18 protein-coding genes are annotated in these 17,423 nt (G+C 43.6%); 4 read left to right on the top strand and 14 right to left on the bottom strand.

Features of this window, described 5'->3' with window-relative positions; translation table 11 throughout:
- Positions 1 to 58 precede the first annotated feature (58 nt).
- Positions 59 to 202: a hypothetical protein gene (locus NSQ76_RS17905; protein WP_003214884.1), complete on the top strand. Its 144-nt coding sequence runs from the start codon at positions 59 to 61 to the stop codon at positions 200 to 202.
- A 116-nt stretch (positions 203 to 318) separates the two neighbouring features.
- The gene (locus NSQ76_RS17900) at positions 319 to 1,638 is read left to right on the top strand and encodes a UDP-glucose dehydrogenase family protein (protein WP_034624474.1); all 1,320 of its coding nucleotides are present in this window, start codon (positions 319 to 321) and stop codon (positions 1,636 to 1,638) included.
- A 33-nt stretch (positions 1,639 to 1,671) separates the two neighbouring features.
- Here the strand turns inward: NSQ76_RS17900 and NSQ76_RS17895 are convergent, their stop codons facing one another.
- The 5 genes from NSQ76_RS17895 to alsS form a co-directional block, all read right to left on the bottom strand.
- Positions 1,672 to 2,208: a chromate transporter gene (locus NSQ76_RS17895; protein WP_034624488.1), complete on the bottom strand. Its 537-nt coding sequence runs from the start codon at positions 2,206 to 2,208 to the stop codon at positions 1,672 to 1,674.
- Positions 2,208 to 2,789, bottom strand: a complete 582-nt coding sequence (locus NSQ76_RS17890; protein ID WP_034624477.1) for a chromate transporter — start codon at positions 2,787 to 2,789, stop codon at positions 2,208 to 2,210. Before NSQ76_RS17890 ends, NSQ76_RS17895 begins: the two co-directional genes overlap by 1 nt.
- Positions 2,790 to 2,805: 16 nt before the next feature.
- Complete coding sequence (locus NSQ76_RS17885; protein ID WP_024426311.1) at positions 2,806 to 3,282, bottom strand: Lrp/AsnC family transcriptional regulator; 477 nt, start codon at positions 3,280 to 3,282, stop codon at positions 2,806 to 2,808.
- Positions 3,283 to 3,434: 152 nt separating this feature from the next.
- Positions 3,435 to 4,205 (bottom strand): acetolactate decarboxylase, encoded by a 771-nt coding sequence (gene budA / locus NSQ76_RS17880; RefSeq protein ID WP_024423683.1) that lies wholly within the window; start codon positions 4,203 to 4,205, stop codon positions 3,435 to 3,437.
- 35 nt (positions 4,206 to 4,240) lie between these two features.
- Positions 4,241 to 5,941: an acetolactate synthase AlsS gene (gene alsS / locus NSQ76_RS17875; protein WP_034624479.1), complete on the bottom strand. Its 1,701-nt coding sequence runs from the start codon at positions 5,939 to 5,941 to the stop codon at positions 4,241 to 4,243.
- Between the two features lie 150 nt (positions 5,942 to 6,091).
- Between alsS and alsR the strand changes: the two genes are divergently transcribed.
- Both alsR and NSQ76_RS17865 read left to right on the top strand, forming a co-directional pair.
- Positions 6,092 to 6,979 carry an acetoin biosynthesis transcriptional regulator AlsR gene (gene alsR / locus NSQ76_RS17870; protein WP_024423681.1) on the top strand — a complete coding sequence of 296 codons (888 nt, stop codon included), beginning with the start codon at positions 6,092 to 6,094 and terminating at the stop codon, positions 6,977 to 6,979.
- 59 nt (positions 6,980 to 7,038) lie between these two features.
- On the top strand, positions 7,039 to 7,656 hold the full coding sequence (locus tag NSQ76_RS17865; RefSeq protein WP_024423680.1) for a flavin reductase family protein: 618 nt from the start codon (positions 7,039 to 7,041) through the stop codon (positions 7,654 to 7,656).
- A gap of 36 nt (positions 7,657 to 7,692) precedes the next feature.
- On the opposite strand, the gene rbsB is transcribed toward NSQ76_RS17865, so the two are convergent.
- The 9 genes from rbsB to NSQ76_RS17820 all read right to left on the bottom strand — a co-directional run bounded on the left by rbsB (position 7,693) and on the right by NSQ76_RS17820 (position 17,145).
- On the bottom strand, positions 7,693 to 8,610 hold the full coding sequence (gene rbsB / locus NSQ76_RS17860; protein WP_024423679.1) for a ribose ABC transporter substrate-binding protein RbsB: 918 nt from the start codon (positions 8,608 to 8,610) through the stop codon (positions 7,693 to 7,695).
- Positions 8,611 to 8,623: 13 nt separating this feature from the next.
- Positions 8,624 to 9,577: a ribose ABC transporter permease RbsC gene (rbsC, locus tag NSQ76_RS17855; protein WP_024423678.1), complete on the bottom strand. Its 954-nt coding sequence runs from the start codon at positions 9,575 to 9,577 to the stop codon at positions 8,624 to 8,626.
- Between the two features lies 1 nt (position 9,578).
- Positions 9,579 to 11,060, bottom strand: a complete 1,482-nt coding sequence (locus NSQ76_RS17850; RefSeq protein WP_034624481.1) for a sugar ABC transporter ATP-binding protein — start codon at positions 11,058 to 11,060, stop codon at positions 9,579 to 9,581.
- A gap of 15 nt (positions 11,061 to 11,075) precedes the next feature.
- The gene (rbsD, locus tag NSQ76_RS17845; protein ID WP_025093920.1) at positions 11,076 to 11,468 is read right to left on the bottom strand and encodes a D-ribose pyranase; all 393 of its coding nucleotides are present in this window, start codon (positions 11,466 to 11,468) and stop codon (positions 11,076 to 11,078) included.
- Positions 11,465 to 12,343, bottom strand: coding sequence for a ribokinase (gene rbsK, locus NSQ76_RS17840; RefSeq protein ID WP_034624482.1), 879 nt, complete (start codon positions 12,341 to 12,343; stop codon positions 11,465 to 11,467). Before rbsK ends, rbsD begins: the two co-directional genes overlap by 4 nt.
- A complete protein-coding gene (locus tag NSQ76_RS17835) occupies positions 12,340 to 13,326 on the bottom strand; it encodes a LacI family DNA-binding transcriptional regulator (protein WP_034624483.1) in 987 nt (328 codons plus the stop codon). Before NSQ76_RS17835 ends, rbsK begins: the two co-directional genes overlap by 4 nt.
- 118 nt (positions 13,327 to 13,444) lie before the next feature.
- A complete protein-coding gene (locus tag NSQ76_RS17830) occupies positions 13,445 to 14,587 on the bottom strand; it encodes a Ger(x)C family spore germination protein (RefSeq protein ID WP_024426304.1) in 1,143 nt (380 codons plus the stop codon).
- Positions 14,577 to 15,674, bottom strand: coding sequence for a GerAB/ArcD/ProY family transporter (locus NSQ76_RS17825; RefSeq protein ID WP_024426303.1), 1,098 nt, complete (start codon positions 15,672 to 15,674; stop codon positions 14,577 to 14,579). Before NSQ76_RS17825 ends, NSQ76_RS17830 begins: the two co-directional genes overlap by 11 nt.
- On the bottom strand, positions 15,664 to 17,145 hold the full coding sequence (locus tag NSQ76_RS17820; protein ID WP_024426302.1) for a spore germination protein: 1,482 nt from the start codon (positions 17,143 to 17,145) through the stop codon (positions 15,664 to 15,666). The genes NSQ76_RS17825 and NSQ76_RS17820 overlap by 11 nt, the downstream gene beginning before the upstream one ends.
- Positions 17,146 to 17,423: the final 278 nt, after the last annotated feature.

Genomic DNA, 17,423 nt, shown 5'->3' with positions numbered 1-17,423 from the left:
CATAAACCAACCTTACAGCATATAATAATGAAATTAGTGGAATCGAAAGGATACAGACATGGATAATAAGGGTTTAAATCAAGAAGAGTTTTTAAAGATTTTGATGTACGCTCATGATATTGGTGAAAATTCAAATGATGTCACAACAAAAGAAATGCTTGAAAATCTGATTGCTCATATTCGAAATGGTCTTGTTTCATAAAAGTGACCCCCTGCTAGTGATGGCAGGGGGTTTTTGTATGCTTTTAAGAATGGAATGAACGCTCCCGGCATACGATGTCATTACAAGCATAAGGAGTATGGGGAGCTGATGGTGTCATGAATATTGCGATTGCAGGCTGTGGGTATGTGGGGCTTGTGACAGGTGTGTGTTTAGCGGAGGCAGGTCATGATGTGGCGTGTATTGATATTGACCGCCGAAAGGTCATGCAGCTGAAACAAGGAAATCCCCCAATGTATGAGCCAGGGTTAAAAGAGCTATTGAAGCGCAACCTTGAGCAGGGACGAATTCATTTTCGCATAAATGGAGCGGAAGCCTACCCGCGGGCAGATGTGTTAATGATTGCGGTCGGCACCCCGCAGCAGGCAGATGGCCAAGCTGATTTACAGTATGTGTTTCAGGCTGCGAAAGAGATGGGTTTAAAAGCAAAGTCAGGGGCGATTCTTGTGGTGAAAAGTACGGTTCCTGTCGGAACGGGGGATCAAATCGATCAGTTGATCCATCAAGAATTAGGACGGAAGGAGCCACTAGCGATTGCATCTAACCCAGAATTTTTACGGGAAGGCTCTGCCATTTCAGATACATTGAGGGCGGATCGGCTAGTGATTGGAGCTGAAACAAAAGCCGTATTAGACAAGTTAGAGGACATGTATGCTGATTTCCACCTTCCGTTGGTGAAAACAGACCGTAAAAGTGCTGAAATGATCAAGTATGCATCAAATGCATTTCTTGCGACAAAAATCAGCTTTATGAATGAGATTGCCTCCATTTGTGAAAAAACAGGGGCTGATGTTGAATGGGTGGCGCAGGGAATGGGACTTGATCAGCGGATCGGTTCTTCCTTTCTCAGAGCGGGCATTGGCTACGGAGGCTCTTGTTTTCCAAAGGATACAAATGCACTTGTCCAAATTGCAGGGCATGTGTCCCATGATTTTGAGTTGTTAAAGGCTGTCATCAAAGTAAATAATGAGCAGCGGGCAGGTTTTATCCGCAATATTCAGGAGCGGCTGGGGGCAGCTCTTGAAGGGAAGCGAATTGCGCTTCTTGGTCTGTCCTTTAAACCGAATACAGATGATATGAGGGAGGCGCCATCTATTCCGATCGCTCATGAGCTCCATCAATTAGGTGCGGAGCTTGTGGCATATGATCCTGTTGCTGCCCGGCATGCAGCTCGCGAGCTGCCGGATCAAGTCTTATTTGCTCAAACGATTGAGGAAGCGATCAAGGATGCCGATGCGGTCTGTCTATTAACAGAGTGGGCGGATATTCAGTCGTTTCCACTCGCTTCCTATAAGAAATGGATGAAGCGGCCGCTTATTTTCGATGGACGAAACTGTCATACACTTGAAGCGGCAGAACAAGCGGGGGTCGAGTATCATTCGATTGGGCGCAGATCAGTTTCTCCAATTTATATGTAAAAGAAAACCGATAACAGTGAATGTTATCGGTTTTTATGAATGCGGCAGAATGAATCCGCCATATAAAAATGCAGCCACAATCAGAAAAGCAGGGTGCAGCTTGAATTTGGTCATCAAGAAAAAGGAGATCGCAGCAATGGCGAGCGATTGCGTCCAGCCGATGGCTTTCACAGCATCTCCGCCGATTTCCCATGTTAATAAAAGCATCATCATCGCAATGACAGGCTGAACGGATAAGGTCATGCCTTTTACGACGGGAGATTGACGAAAGCGGTTAATGAGCTTGAGCAATAAAATCAGCCCAACAGCGGACGGCAGGACAGTTGCAAGCAGTGCCACGATAAAGCCTGGCCAGCCCATGACGTCATAGCCGACATATGCTGCAATCTTCGTAGCGATTGGCCCCGGCAGTGCATTGGCTAAAGCCAGCATATTGGAGAATCCTTCGTTCGTCATCCAATGAAAATGATTGACGATTTCTTCATAATTGAGCGGGATGGATGCAGGGCCACCGCCATATCCTAATAGATTGGATAAAAAGAAAGCCCAGAATAAAAAGAGAATCAGCATCATGAAGACACTCCTTTCTCTTTATTTGGCCGATTCCAGCGATTTTTCAGTTTAAAATGAAAGGCGCCATAAAGTAAAAAGATCATGACAATAATTCCTGGATGAATGGACAGCACTTGCAGCCCAATAAAAGCAAGAAGGAATAGAGCGATCCCGAAGATCATACCGAAGCCTTTCAGCGTTTTTTGTCCAAACTCATATGCCATGATGCCGAGCAGCACGGCAATGACAGGGGTCACAGCGCCAATCATATTTTGAATGATTTGTGAGGAGCTTAAGACGCTGACAAGTGTGACAAGGGCTACCATGGCGAGACATGTTGGTAAAATATGAGCAGCTGTGGCGACAATTGCGCCAGATACGCCCTTTAATCGATAGCCGAGGTATGCTGACATTTTCGTTGCGATTGGGCCTGGTAATGCATTGGCGATGGCGAGTGTTTCTCCGAATTCGTCATCGTTGATCCATTGGTATTTCACCACCGCTTCATGGCGAATAAGCGGTATGACGGAAGGGCCTCCTCCAAAACCGAGAATACCGGTTCGCACCATAGCGATAATGAGTTCGATATATGATTGCAAGTGGTTCAACTCCTGTCTACAATTTCATGCCCATGCGGCTTTTGTATCGTTTAATGAGCATTTGGCAGTCCACACTGACAACGCCTTCTAGCGGGTATAGCTTTTTTGTCAGGAAAGTCTCCATTTCCTGTTCATGTTGAAAAATGCCATGCATATGCAGCTTGCTTGGTCCTGTCATGTGATAAAGGCTTGTGACAGCCGTTTCCTTTTCAAGCTGAAGGGCTACCGCTTCTAAAAATTTCGGCTCTACCTCTACATTAAAGAAGACAGAGACATGAATGCCGACCTTCGCGGGGTTAATTACAGCGGTGAATCGTTCAATGACTCCTGCTTCAATGAGCTGCTGAATGCGGGCTTGTACGGCAACACGTGACAGACCAACCTGTTTGCCGAGATCTGTATAAGACATGCGCCCATCCTCGTGTAATAGGGATAAAATTTGTTTATCTCTTTCGTCTAATGTTAGGTTTGGAATGCTATAGTCTTTTGACACCGTATAACCACCTTTCTTCTGTTGATATTCTATCATATTTTATTACGAATAGAATGGATGATTTCTATTTTGGTATCGAAACGAAAACATTACGTGCGAGAAAACATCTTTGTGCATAAAAAAACACCCCGGAATCATCGGGGTGTCTTCATTTATTGATCCGGGCTGCTTTCTGCACTGGCAATTTGCTGTGCAAGATCAGCACGATCAATGTCTGCTTGGAAGAATTCCTGCGTATTTGGCAGGTGTAAATTCATATGGCGTTTTTGAGAAATGCGGATGGTGACTTGATCAACAGTGTAATCAAATACGTGTCCGCCAACACTTCGATCTTCATCAATAAAATGAAGATGATATCCACTCACCGCAATGCCATGTGCATACTGCGGTGTACGGAAGCCTGCGATCGTGCCTTGAATATCCTCGAAGTCGAAAATAGGCTGAGACTTGACTGCTTCTACCATTGGAACGTAAGGTTTTTCCTGTTTTTCAACCGTACGTGTTTGAACCTTTTTGAATGATCCATCAATGCGGACCGCATAAAAGATATTTTTACTTGGTAAAATGCGGTCGATTTCTTCTTCAAGTTCTTTAGACGTCATAGGTGCATCAATTCGATGAACGATATCTGTTTCAAAGAATGCTAGAGAGCAGAATGGTGAATAATCTTGATTGGTGACCGGTGTCGCTGTTCCGTCCGAGCGCAGCCGGTAGAATGCGCCGTCAAAGCCGATCAGCTCTCCATCTAATTGATTGAATGTACCGATGCCAAAATCACCGTGTTCAGGAATATGTGCGAGGGAGAAATCTCCATCATATACGGCTTCCAGCAGGGAGGTCATTGTCGATACTTGATAGACCTCTTGCTGTTTGTCATGCTGTCTTGTGTCATTCTGTTGATTCATTGGGTGCATCATACCCATAACCGCTCACTCCTTTAATGTAATGTATCGAAGTCTTATCTGACGTTCATTGCATGTTTTTTGCGAAAGACTTCTGGCCATTTTTGACTGGCGAGGTCAGGGTTGTCTTGATAGTCAATCGGAATATCAATAATCACGGGTCCTTCTATGTTTATACCCTTTTGAAGGACGGTTGAAAGCTCCTCAGGTGAGTTGACCCTTAGTCCAGTTGCTCCAAAGCTTTCCGCATATTTCACTAAATCGATCTGCCCGAATTCAACGCAGGATGTACGCTCATATTTCATTTCCTGCTGGAACGCGACCATGTCGTATGTGCTGTCGTTCCAAACAAGGTGAACGAGGTTTGTTTTCTTCCGGACAGCTGTTTCTAGCTCCATTGCGGAGAAGAGAAAACCGCCATCACCTGAGACCGAGATAATCTTTTCATCTGGATTCATGATAGAAGCCGCAATTGCCCATGGTAATGCGACGCCTAATGTTTGCATGCCGTTACTCACCAGGAATGAGTTCGGTTCATAGACGCGGAAGTGACGGGACATCCAAATCGCATGAGATCCGATATCACACGTGACCTTCGTGTCATCAGGAATCAGACGTCTCAATGTATGAATGACATCCAGAGGGTGAGATCGATGACTTTCTCTTTCTGGTGTCTTTTCGATGTCGCTTAATAGTTCCTGTAATTCAGTGACGAATTCTATGTTCTCTTTGCTAAGTGAAAGGGGAACACTGTCATGCGCTAGATGTTTGACGGTTTCAGAAATATTGCCTACAAGCTCAAGCGCTGGCTCATAAAAATGGTCAATATCTGCCTGCATGTCATCAACATGGATGATCTGACGCTGCTGCGGCTGAAGATTCCAATGCTTCGGATCATATTCAATTGGATCAAAGCCAATGGTCAAAAGGACATCTGCATGTTCAATGAGAAGATCACCCGGCTGATTACGGAATAAGCCGATTCTGCCTACATATTGAGACTCGAGCTCTCTTGAGAGAACGCCGGCTCCTTGATACGTTTCAACAAATGGGATACCAAGTGTTTTTAATAATGCTCTTGTGGCATTTGCAGCAGCTGGACGACTAGCTTTCATTCCCACAATCGCAATAGGTAAGTGTGCATTTTGAATTTTGGCGATAGCCGAACTGATGAGAGCATCTGGTGCAGGACCTAATTCTGGAGAAGGGTGAGCAGACACTGGTGTTTGTGTGGTGTGTTCTGTCACGACATCTTGTGGAAAGCTGATAAATGCTGCTCCAGCCTGCCCTTTTTGTGCCGCGCGAAAAGCATTCGTTAATGCTTCTGGTATATTATGAACGTCTTGTACTTCAACGCTATATTTTGTGACTGGTTTGAATAATGCCGCATTGTCGAGTGATTGGTGTGTTCGTTTTAGACGATCTGCACGAATGACGTTTCCAGCGATTGCGACAACAGGATCACCTTCTGTATTGGCTGTTAATAGACCTGTTGCTAAATTAGATGCACCAGGACCTGATGTGACGAGACAAACACCTGGTTTGCCGGTTAATCGTCCGACAGCAGCTGCCATAAAGGCTGCATTTTGTTCGTGTCTGCATAGGACAAGCTCTGGACCTCTGTCTTTTAATACATCAAATACAGCGTCAATTTTTGCACCTGGAATCGCAAAAACATGGGTCACACCTTGAGCAATCAGCGTATCAACAATCAACTCTGCTCCTCGTCTTGTTAGGGGTTGTGCTTGAGATTTCATTTACCCCGCACTCCTTTCGGCAAGTAAAATTTTTTATGAAAATATATTTTCATGATATGATTTACTATACATTTCATAAAATAAATTTTCCAATATATGTTTAACGTGGTTTTGATATGTTTCACGAATAAGTGTGTGAGGAGTGAAAGGATGGAACTGAGACATTTGCAGTATTTTGTCACAGTAGCGGAGGAGCTGCATTTTGGCAGAGCAGCCGCGCGGTTGAATATGACACAGCCTCCACTTAGTCAGCAAATTAAGCAGTTTGAGGAAGAATTGGGTTTTCCTTTATTTCACCGGTCGAAGCGGGTGGTGGAGCTAACAGCAGCTGGAAAGGTCTTTTTACATGAGGTTCGAGGAGTGCTGCAGCAGCTTGATAAAGCCGTTGATCATGCCCGTCATACAGCAAGAGGAGAGCTGGGGAAAATCATCATAGGTTTTGTTGGAACGGCGACGTACGATATTCTGCCGCCCGTTGTACGTGAATTCAGGGAGCTGTATCCCTCTGTCAGTATTGAGCTGCAGCAGCTTTCTGTTCCGCAGCAGCTAGAGGCACTTTTAAATGGTGAGATTGATATCGGTTTTTTACATCCTACACCGCCGCATGAAGAATTAGTGAGTCGTTTGATGAAGCAAAGTGAATGTATTTTTGCGATTCCAAAAAATCATCGATTGGCTAATAAAGAGACGGTCGCGATTGAAGATATCCGTCATGAACCGATTATTTCTTTATCACAGGAATCATGGCCGTCTCTTTATCAGCACTTTGTCCTGCTATGTGAAAAGTACGGGTTTTCTCCAAATATCGTGCAGGAAGCGGCGGAATATCAAATGATCATTGGCCTCGTCACAGCAGGGATCGGTATTGCAGTGATTCCAAAATCAGCCCGGCGTTTATTTAATCTGGATGTTGTATATCGGGCCATTGAGGATGAACAGCTTCTGGCGGAATGGACGATTTCCTATAGACGGGAAAATCATAATCCTGCTTTATTTCATCTTGTTCACCATATCCTGCATCGCACCGAGCTGGAATAAGAGGTATAGGGAACGGGTTATGGTATGATGTCGTTACATTAAAAGGAGGCGTACCTGAATTGATTACATTGCAAATGGATCAGCTGTCACGAAAAGAGGCATATAAATTATTATCTGGTTCTATCGTTCCAAGACCGATAGCGTTTATTACAAGTCTGTCTAAAGAAGATGTTGTCAATGCCGCACCATTTAGTTTCTTTAATGTCATCAGCGGACACCCGCCGCTCATTGCGGTTTCTATCGGACGACGTGATGGTCAGATGAAAGATACTGCGCAGCATATCATTGACAGGGAAGAGTTTGTCGTCCATGTGAGTGATGAAGACATGATAGAAGATATTAATGAAACAGCTGCTACATTGCCTCGGGAAGAGAGTGAGCTGGATCGCACCGGACTTCATCAAGTAGAGAGTCATGTCATTTCAGTGCCGGGAATCAAGGAAGCGCGCATTCGTTTTGAATGTCAGCTGGAAAAACATCTGACCTTTCAAAATGATGAAGGGGAGATCACAGTTGATCATATCATTGGCCGGGTTGTATGTGCACATTTAGATGAGGGTGTTTATGATGCAGAAAAAGGCTATGTTTCTACTAATGAACTGAAACCAGTTGCTCGCCTAGCAGGTAATGATTATGCCCATTTAGGCACGTCATTTGTGCTGAAAAGACCACAGTAATAGGAAAACCCCCGAGGGAAATCGGGGGTTTTCTGTTTATTTCTTCTGTTCTAGTTTGAGTGGAGCTGCGATGTTCTTTTGTACCTTTTTCCCTTTTAATACGTCGTTTGCAGCACCGACTGCCAGTTGACCGATCAGCTCAGGCTGCTGCGCGACTGTTGCAGAGAGCTTTCCTGCTTTGATTGAGCTGAGTGCATCTTCGTTTCCATCAAAGCCAACGACAAGAATGTCTTTCCCAGAGCTTTGAATCGCTTCTAGTGCGCCAAGAGCCATTTCATCATTATGGGCAAAAACGGCTTTGATGTCAGGGTTTCCTTGAAGGAGGTTTTCCATGACATTCAGTCCTTTTGTCCGGTCAAAGTCAGCAGCTTGTTTTGCTGTCACTTTTAAATCTTTATCCGCTATTTGATGGAATCCTTTTCCACGCTCACGTGTAGCGGAAGCGCCTGGTACGCCTTCTAATTCAGCGACTTTTGCTCCTTTGCCAACCTTGTCAATGATAAATTTAGCTGCCATTTCTCCGCCTTTGACGTTATCTGAGGCGACAAGTGCTTCTACCTTTCCACTTTCGGCTGAACGGTCTAATGTGATGACAGGTATATCAGAAGCGTTTGCTGATTCGACAGCGGTTGATATGGCAGATGAATCCGCTGGGTTGATGAGCAATGCGTCGACGCCTTGCTGAATAAGGTCTTCAACATCACTTGTTTGTTTAGCTGAATCATTTTGTGCATCTGCAATCACGACTTCAATGCCTAGCTTTTTCGCTTCTTTTGTCACACCGTTTTTCAGAGAAACGAAGAATGGGTTATTTAACGTCGAGATCGACAGCCCAATTTTGATGTCTTTTTTCTTGCCATCCTTTGATGACTTGGCCCACTCCGGCGGTTCAAGTGAGCAGGCAGAAAGCATGAACAATGAGAGAGTCAGGATGAGAATAAGATATTTTTTCATAGCGGCTGCCTCCTTAAGCAGATTTCTTTCTGTCTAATAGGACTGCAATCAAGATGACAATCCCTTTCACAACAGATTGATAGAATGATGAAACGCCAAGTAAGTTCATACCATTGTTCAGGACACCGATAATGAGCACCCCGATGAGTGTGCCGACAATTCGTCCTCTTCCACCGGACAGGCTTGTCCCGCCAAGTACGACGGCAGCAATGGCATCAAGCTCATAGGACGTACCAGCTGTTGGCTGCGCTGAATTTAGGCGAGATGTTAAGATCGCACCTGCTAAGGCAGACATGAAGCCTGCTAATGAATAGATCATAATTTTCACGCGTGGTACTTTGATTCCTGAGATGAGAGCCGCTTTTTCATTCCCGCCGATGGCATATGTTCTTCTGCCGAAAGGTGTTTTATGAAGCAGTACCCAAAGTACGATAAAGGTGAGAAGCATCGTGATCGCTGGAACAGGAATGCCTAAGAAATATCCGCGGCCGAATAACTGAAATGCATAGTTAGAGCCAAGCCCAGTAATCGGGTTTCCGTCTGTATAAACGAGTGTCAAACCTCTGAAAATTGTCATCGTGGCAAGCGTTGCGATAAATGGAGCCATCTTGCCTTTTGTGATTAAAAGACCGTTGATCATCCCAAGAACGGCACCGATGATACAGCCGACGATAATGGCTAAAATCGGATCCATGCCAGAAACGATAAAGCCGGCAGTCAGGGCACTGGACAGTGCAAGAATAGCACCGACTGATAAATCAATACCTCCAGTTAAAATAACAAACGTCATGCCAAAGGCAATGAGGGCATTAATGGATATTTGTCTCAGTAAGTTTAAGATGTTTAATGGCTCTAAAAAGGCCGGGTTTAAAATAGAAACAATGGCAACAAGGATGATGAGTCCTAAGAATGGCCCAAGCTTTTGCATGATGTGATCAAATCGTCCATTTGAAGTAAGTGGTTTCATGTTACTTCCCTCCTGTAGCTAGTGTCATAATTCGTTCCTGCGTTGCTTCTGCTTTGTCTAATTCTCCGCTGATGGCTCCTTCATGAATGACGAGCACCCGGTCGCTCATCCCGAGTATCTCTGGGAGCTCAGAGGAGACCATTAAAATGGCAACGCCTCGATCGGTCAGCTCATTCATTAACTGATAGATTTCTCGTTTCGCTCCGACGTCGACTCCTCGTGTCGGTTCATCTAAAATCAAGACCTTCGGCTGTATGCCGATCCATTTGGCGATGACAACTTTTTGCTGATTTCCACCAGACAGGCTTCGGGCAGAGATGTCAGAGGAAGCCGTTTTAATCGTCAGTCGTTTGATGAGAAGGTCGACAAAATCCTGTTCTGTTTTCTTATCAATCAGTCCCTTTGGAGAGAAGCTTTTTAAGTTTGGCAGACCGATGTTTTCCCGGATGGATGCATCAAGCATCAATCCTTCATCCTTGCGATCCTCTGTGATAAAGCCGATGCCGAGCTTGACGGCATCACTTGGTTTTTTAATAACAGCCTTTTTTCCATGAACCCATATTTCTCCTTGATCAAGAGGATCAAGACCAAACAGCGACCGCATCATTTCGGTCCGGCCAGCACCCATTAAGCCTGCAACACCAACGATTTCTCCAGCTTTAACTGAGAAGCTGATATCTTGAAATTGTCCTTTTCTCGTTGCTTGTTTCACCTCAAGGACAATGTCTCCTGTAGAAGGCGTTCGCTCAGGATATCGATCTGTCAATTCACGGCCGACCATTTTTTTGACGACTTCATGGAAATTCGTTTCAGGTATGGCTTTCGTATCGACCGTTTTCCCATCACGCATGATCGTAATCCGGTCACAGATTGCAAAGATTTCCTCCATACGGTGAGAAATATAGACTATGGAAACGCCTTCTTTTTTGAGAGATTCAATGACCTGGAAGAGCTTCTCGATTTCCCGTTCCGTAAGAGCTGCTGTCGGCTCATCCATGATGATGACCTTTGCATCGGTCATTAATGCTTTTGCAATCTCAATCATCTGTTTTTGTCCAACAGAACAGCTGCCTGCCTCTTGTTCAAGTGAGAGATTCACAGACAAACGGTCCAGCTGCGTTTGGGCGAGGGTCTTCATTTTCTTAGTATCTAGCAGTCCGAGTTTCGTATAGATTTCTTTCCCGATGAATAGGTTCTCCAAGACGGTCATATCCGGCCATATGTTGAGCTCCTGATGAATGAAGGCGATGCCGTGCTCCTCCGCTTCCTTCGGATTTTTGAAAGCGATTTCTTTTCCGTCGATTTGTATCGTTCCTTGATCTAAAGAATAAAGACCTGTAAGCAGATTCATTAAAGTTGATTTTCCCGCACCATTTTCACCCATGAGTGCGTGGACTTCACCTGTGACGAGGTCAAAGGAGACCCCGGAGAGAACGGTGTTTTTTCCAAAAGCCTTATGGATGTTATGCATCTCTATGTTCATATCTGGCTCCTCCTTTTAAAAGATGACACCGGCATGAAGAATGCAGTTTGCGTATGGGGTGGCTTCACCCGTTCGAATGACTGCTTTTGCCTGTTTGGTCATGTCTTTGAACGTCTCGTGGTCTACTTCATGTAACGGTTTTGAGAGCGCTTTCTTAAGAAATAAATGATCTCGTTCATTGGCTTCTTTGATTTCACTAGCTACAGTGATGTTTTCAACGGCCATTTCCTGAAGAAGGAGGGAGGTGACCTCCTGAAAGGATGGTGTGCCGATTGATAACGCCAGGTCGATTTTGACTGGACCTTCTGGGATAGGGAGACCACAGTCTGCGATAACGATTGTATCTGTGTGGCCAAGGTCAGCAAGCACCTTGGCGATATGGCTGTTTAGGATGCCGTTTTTTTTCATTTCTTTTTCTCCAATTCTTCTCTTGTTGGCATGCCGCCTTGTGCGCCAAACTTTGTGACGGACATTGATGCTGCAAGGTTGGCAAAGGCAAGTGCGTCATAGAGGGATTTGCCTTCTGTTAGAGCGACAGCCAAGGCTCCGTTAAAGGTATCGCCAGCCCCTGTTGTATCGACTGTTTCGACAGGAACGCCTGGAACCAACACGTCTTTCGTTCCATCAAAATATCGAACCCCATTTTTTCCTTCTGTGATTAATAATTTGTTAGGGTATTGACGCAAGGCATCTTCAATTGGCAGACCATCAAACATCAGAACAGCTTCATGTTCATTCGGTGTAATGTAAGCAGCCTGATCTAAAACCTGCTTCGATACTTTACGGGCTGGTGCAGGGTTTAAAATGACAGGGATTTCTTTTTCACTGCAAATGGCACAGACCGCTTCGACCGTTTCTTCAGGTATTTCCTGCTGGATGAGAACCATCCCAATATCATCAATTGTAGAAAGAGCATCACTCACATAGTCAGGAGTAACCTCGTCATTTGCCCCTTTGACCACTACAATGCTGTTATCACCTTCTGCTAAAATGATATGAGCTGTGCCGCTCTCCATTTCGGTAACCGGTTTCATATATGAGGTACGGACACCTTGTGCTTGTAAATTGCTGAGAATATCATGGCCATAAGCATCATCACCAACTCGGCCGACCATATATACATCTGCACCGAGTCTGGCGCTTGCGACTGCCTGATTGGCACCTTTCCCGCCTGGGACCGTTTTAAACGATTCGCCTAAAACCGTTTCACCGGCATTTGGCCGTTTATCTGATGTGACGACTAAATCCATTGAACAGCTTCCTACTACAACAATATGACTCATTGTGAATCCACCTTTCTTGTGGTCTCTCGTTCAATAAAAGAGACGGGCATTTGAATAACTGGTTGATCTATCGGTTGTTTCTGAATCGCTTTGATTAACAGCTGTGCTGCTTCTTTTCCCATCTCATAGGCCGGCTGCCTTATGGTCGACAAGGAAGGGAAGAGCAGTTCACTTTGCGGAATATCATCAAATCCAATGATTTGAACGTCTCCTGGAATCGCTTTTCCGATTCGAATCGCTTCATGGATGACCGCTGTTGCGACGATATCGTTGCTGGCAATGATCCCATCTGTTTCAGGGTACAGCTGGAAAAGGGCCTTGGCACTTTTTCGAGCTTCTTGAAAGGAAAAGGAAGCATTAGACATCACATGAAAGTCGACACCTGTTTCCGTGAGAACATCGAGTGCGCCTTTGAATCGCTGCCGCGCTGTTTGCAGATGGGCAGGTCCTTTTAACAGTGTGATCTGCCGGCTGCCGCGTCTGATTAATTCCATTGCCGCCATTTTCCCGCCAGCTGCAGCATCTGCAAAAACAGAAGGTGCATGTGGAACCGTTCGATCTAAAAACACAACAGGCAGATCATCATCATTGTATATATCTGACTCAGGTTCATTTGTGACCGCGATGACACCGACCACTTGATTTTGTTTAAAGGTTTGCAAGTATGCCATTTCTTTCTCTCGATCTTCATCACTGTTTCCGAATAATAACCGAAAACCGTGCGCATGAATCTCATCCTCAACGCCTCTAGCAAGCTGAGGAAAGAAGGGGTTTGTGATATCAGGCAAGATTAAGCCGATTAAGCGTGATTCTCTTTTGAAAAGGGATCTAGCCACTTCATTGGGAAAGTAGTTCAACTCCTGCATCGCTTGCGTCACGCGGGTTTTCGTATCTGAATGAACATATCCAGTATCATTGAGCACGCGTGAAACAGTGGCAACAGACACTTGTGCAGCTTTTGCGACATCTTTAATTGTAGCCAATGGAGAGCCTCCCTTCATGAATGTGTAACCGTTTACACACATAGATTATCACGAAAGCATCGAAATGACAATCTAAAAAAAATAAAAAAAAGAAAAGAAAGAAGGCTTCTTCCTTTTCTTAACTAATAATACCTGTTTGTGTAATGTTCACTTTCACTTTTGGAATGATTTTCACCTTCGGATAATCGGTGACCCAGTTCATTTTCATATATTCATCATAGTGTTTTACCCGATATTTTCTGCCAAGGCTTAGGACGTCAGAATTTGCTTCTTGCAGGGCCGCAATGACTCTTTCGGCGTCTTTAGTCAAAATAGCTGACAGCCTTTTATTTAACATTTTAATTTTCTTGTCTGTATCTAAATTATCTTTCGGATATTCAATAATAGAGGTATTGAATTCAAACTCAAGAGAGAAGGTTACGTTTCGATGATCAGGATTGACGATTTTAATGTCTCTCTTTGTATCGGTAACTTGAATGCTGATGTAATTGTTCTCCTTTGATTTCATATCACTTCTTACTTTTTTTGTGAAGTTTGCATAACTGCCCATTTTTCCATCCATGATGGTGAGCAGAATGGCATCTTGCGCATAAAGTTCACCTTTCTTTTTCTCATTATCAAATAAGGCGACCCCCCTTACACTCGTTAACTTTTTCGATTTATCGTAGTAGAGTAATGGCAGTGTGAAATCCTCGCCGGTTTGCAGCATTTTGGACCGGATATTTTGAATGTTCTTAGGTGCAACTTGTGAGGAGCGTGATGCAGAAGTGATCAGGTTGTTTAAATAGTCGCTCACAATGAGTTTTTCCTTGAGCAGAGAATTGATTAAGTCCACACAGCTCCCGCCTTGCACCACTGCCAAGTTTGCGAGCAAAGGGCTTTTGGGATCGCGGTAAAACATATCTAAGTAAGGGAGCAGCCGGTTTTGGGCAAATTCATCACCGATCAGCAGGACCCTCATTTTCGACATATCAATTTTTTGGTCTACACTTCGGCTAAAGTTGCTTCTTGCTTTTCTTAAAGTAGGCGCATCGGTTGTGAGAACAGTGGTTAAATAGCTGCCAGAATTCCCTTGCTGCATACTTTGAGACTGTTGCACCTTTCGATAGGTAATCGAATATCTCGCATTGTCATCCTCTCCTTGATCAACAGCTGAAGTTAATACGAGCGAGATGTCTTTTAATAGGTTTTGATCCCAGCAGCCAGGCATGAAAATGAGGGAAACACACATAAGCAGTGTCAACATGTACCTATGATGCATGTGATTTCACCTTCTTTTTGCGGTGTTTGATAAAGATGATAACGGCCATCATGATCGGAAGTGTGTATATAAATGAATATTGTGCAACGGTGGTAAAGTCATTGAAGCGCTGAATTCTAAAGTTATCAGTTGAAAGAAAACAGCTTGCAGCATAAATCAAAATGGCAAAATAGTAGACATATTTTTTGTGATTTTTTTTCTTCAGCATACTGGACACACCATTTGCACAAAAGTACAGATAATTACTCAGTGTGGCTAAAATGACAAAGACCCAAAAGCTTAGAAAAATTAAATCCGTGCGCTCAATGACACCGAATGTAATGGTTTTTAATAGATACAAAACAGGATTCGGGATAACATCAAGCTCAGCTGGGCTGAAAAACATAAAACAAATTAATGTAATAAATAGGTAGTAAAGCGTCGTGCATATATTTGAAATGGTCATCACTTTATATCGTTCCTTAATGGTGCCCTTCATCAGTGGAGAGATGATTAAAATCATCTCAAATCCATTCAATGACAGCACCACGTCCTTCAATCCAAGCTGAAATTGAGAAATATCTGTTTGGAAAAAAGGCAGAAGGTAATCAATATTGGTTCCTTTCAATGAATAGAACATCAATAGAGAGAGCATAAGCAAAAAGGGAGTTAAGATAAAGTTAAACCTGACAATGGCTGTAATTTGCTCCTTTGAGATATAGATAATGCATATCATCAGTAATAGGTTAATCACCCAGTTTGGTGTGAGCGGGAGCACCCATATGCCAAGAATCCTTGTGAATATAGAAAGGACTACGATGCAGACCGAGGCAAAGTATACCGTATAGAGCACGACCAAGGCGCGTCCAATCCATTTTCCAAAGACCTCAATCAGCGCTTGGAAAAATGACGTTTCTGGATACTTGTAGATGATATAAAGAAAAATGGTATTGATGATTTGGATAAAAAAACACGCGACAATTATTGCCATCCAGCCATCGTGTCCCATGTCTTTCATTAGCAAATGGGGGAGCGCTAAAATACCAACACCAATTTGAGATTGGATGATAAAAAAAACAGCTTGAGGTGGAGATATTTTATTTTTCATTTTTCTTTTTCCACCCTCTCAGTTGTTCAATTTGTTTGTTCTTTTGCGGATTTAAATAAACAGGGCGGTTTTTGTACATCCACATTGGGAGTCGAACCACAGTATCTTTTAAGTCCTGCCAGTTAAATGGAGCAACAGGTGATAAATATGGCACCCCTAGTGATTCTAGGCGGCATAAATTCATGAGAATAATGGCGAGCCCAAATGAAATGCCAATAAATCCAAACATCGATGCCATAAACATGAGCGGGAAACGAAGCATCCTGATGGTGGACGTCATTTCAAACGACGGAAGTACAAATGAAGCGACAGCCGTCACAGCGACTACAATCACTTGGACATTCGAAATAAGTCCTGCTTGTACAACCGCATCCCCAATAACCAAACCTCCTACGATGCCAATGGTCTGCCCGATAGGTTTAGGCAGACGCACCCCAGCCTCACGTATAAGTTCAATTGTGATCTCCATCAGCATAGCCTCAATCAATGGAGGAAAGGGAATGCCAATAATAGAGTTCTTCATCGTAATAGCTAGTTCATCTGGGACAACCTCATAATGAAACGCAATAACAGCAATATAAAAAGATGGCAATATGACTGCGATGATGCAGGCAAGATAACGAAGAATACGAATAAACGTAGCAGGAATCCAGCGGCTGTTATAATCATCTGGCGACTGAAAAAAACTAAAGAACGTGATAGGCAGAATAATGGCCATTGGACTGCCATCCATGAGTACGACTATTCTGCCTTCAAGAATGGCAGATCTTACCTTGTCCGGACGTTCTGTATCAATCAGCTGCGGGAAAATAGAATATGAATCTTCCTCAATTGCCTCAACGATAGAGCCAGGACTTATCAGTGTGTCTACTTTAATAGAAGAAATCCGTCTGTTGACTTCTTCGACCTTTTCTTGATTGGCAATATCAGATATATAAACCGTTGCAAGCTTTGTTTCCGATTTTGTACCGACCTTATGATATTGAATGGCAAGCTTCCGATCATTTAAATGCGAACGCAGTAAGTAGATATTGGTATCAAGACTTTCAACAAAACCATCATGTGCACCCGCGATAATACTTTCAGAAGACGGTTCAGTAATAGAGCGCAGCGGCGGCTGTCCGACAGCAAACAGCTTGATTTGCGAGGAGTTTTCATCAAGAAAGGCAATACTTCCCGCAATAATACTGTCTGTGATCAGCGTCAAGTCGCCTGTTTCAAGTGTGCTAAGAGACTTTATATAATTCTGCTTTCCAGGAGAGCCTAATAAGTTACCGATAATGAAATCATTTAATTTGCCTTCATCAATTCTTGTTTTAATAAAGAACAGCACAGATTTTGTTTCATTCACCATTAACTCTCGATATTCAAAATCGCCGCTTTGCTGAAATGTTTTTTTTAGGATACGGATTTTTTCCTCGAAGCTGCCTGATAAAAAATGCAGGCGTGTCTGCTCATTGGTGTTTGGCATCTTTAGCCTCCTCTCACAGATTTTTTACCCATAGTGTAAGCGGAGAAGCGGATTTTATTCGTCTCCTTTGGGGAAAGCATGACATAAGCTGACAACTTTCAACTAAATTCACATTAAAAATGTTAAGAAATGATGAATCTTGATAAAAACAAATGAATAATGTTTCATTGTTTAGGTCATAAGGTGCGAATCTCGTAAAGAGAAGGTACACCGAAATGATCAAAATTTTACATCTTATCCCAATTTTTCGTGACCTAAAAATAAGCAGATGACTTGAT

It is taken from the genome of Bacillus sp. FSL M8-0256 (assembly GCF_038005765.1).
In the GTDB taxonomy this organism is placed as follows: domain Bacteria; phylum Bacillota; class Bacilli; order Bacillales; family Bacillaceae; genus Bacillus; species Bacillus safensis.
This window is presented reverse-complemented; position numbering and strand designations above follow the sequence as displayed.

Bases quoted from the DNA above. Each gene is read 5' to 3' on its own strand.
- NSQ76_RS17905 (WP_003214884.1), top strand. From the start codon at position 59: ATGGATAATAAGGGTTTAAATCAAGAAGAGTTTTTAAAGATTTTGATG.
- NSQ76_RS17900 (WP_034624474.1), top strand. From the start codon at position 319: ATGAATATTGCGATTGCAGGCTGTGGGTATGTGGGGCTTGTGACAGGT.
- NSQ76_RS17895 (WP_034624488.1), bottom strand. From the start codon at position 2,208: ATGCTGATTCTCTTTTTATTCTGGGCTTTCTTTTTATCCAATCTATTA.
- budA (WP_024423683.1), bottom strand. From the start codon at position 4,205: ATGGGTATGATGCACCCAATGAATCAACAGAATGACACAAGACAGCAT.
- alsS (WP_034624479.1), bottom strand. From the start codon at position 5,941: ATGAAATCTCAAGCACAACCCCTAACAAGACGAGGAGCAGAGTTGATT.
- alsR (WP_024423681.1), top strand. From the start codon at position 6,092: ATGGAACTGAGACATTTGCAGTATTTTGTCACAGTAGCGGAGGAGCTG.
- rbsB (WP_024423679.1), bottom strand. From the start codon at position 8,610: ATGAAAAAATATCTTATTCTCATCCTGACTCTCTCATTGTTCATGCTT.
- rbsC (WP_024423678.1), bottom strand. From the start codon at position 9,577: ATGAAACCACTTACTTCAAATGGACGATTTGATCACATCATGCAAAAG.
- NSQ76_RS17850 (WP_034624481.1), bottom strand. From the start codon at position 11,060: ATGAACATAGAGATGCATAACATCCATAAGGCTTTTGGAAAAAACACC.
- rbsD (WP_025093920.1), bottom strand. From the start codon at position 11,468: ATGAAAAAAAACGGCATCCTAAACAGCCATATCGCCAAGGTGCTTGCT.
- rbsK (WP_034624482.1), bottom strand. From the start codon at position 12,343: ATGAGTCATATTGTTGTAGTAGGAAGCTGTTCAATGGATTTAGTCGTC.
- NSQ76_RS17830 (WP_024426304.1), bottom strand. From the start codon at position 14,587: ATGCATCATAGGTACATGTTGACACTGCTTATGTGTGTTTCCCTCATT.
- NSQ76_RS17825 (WP_024426303.1), bottom strand. From the start codon at position 15,674: ATGAAAAATAAAATATCTCCACCTCAAGCTGTTTTTTTTATCATCCAA.
- NSQ76_RS17820 (WP_024426302.1), bottom strand. From the start codon at position 17,145: ATGCCAAACACCAATGAGCAGACACGCCTGCATTTTTTATCAGGCAGC.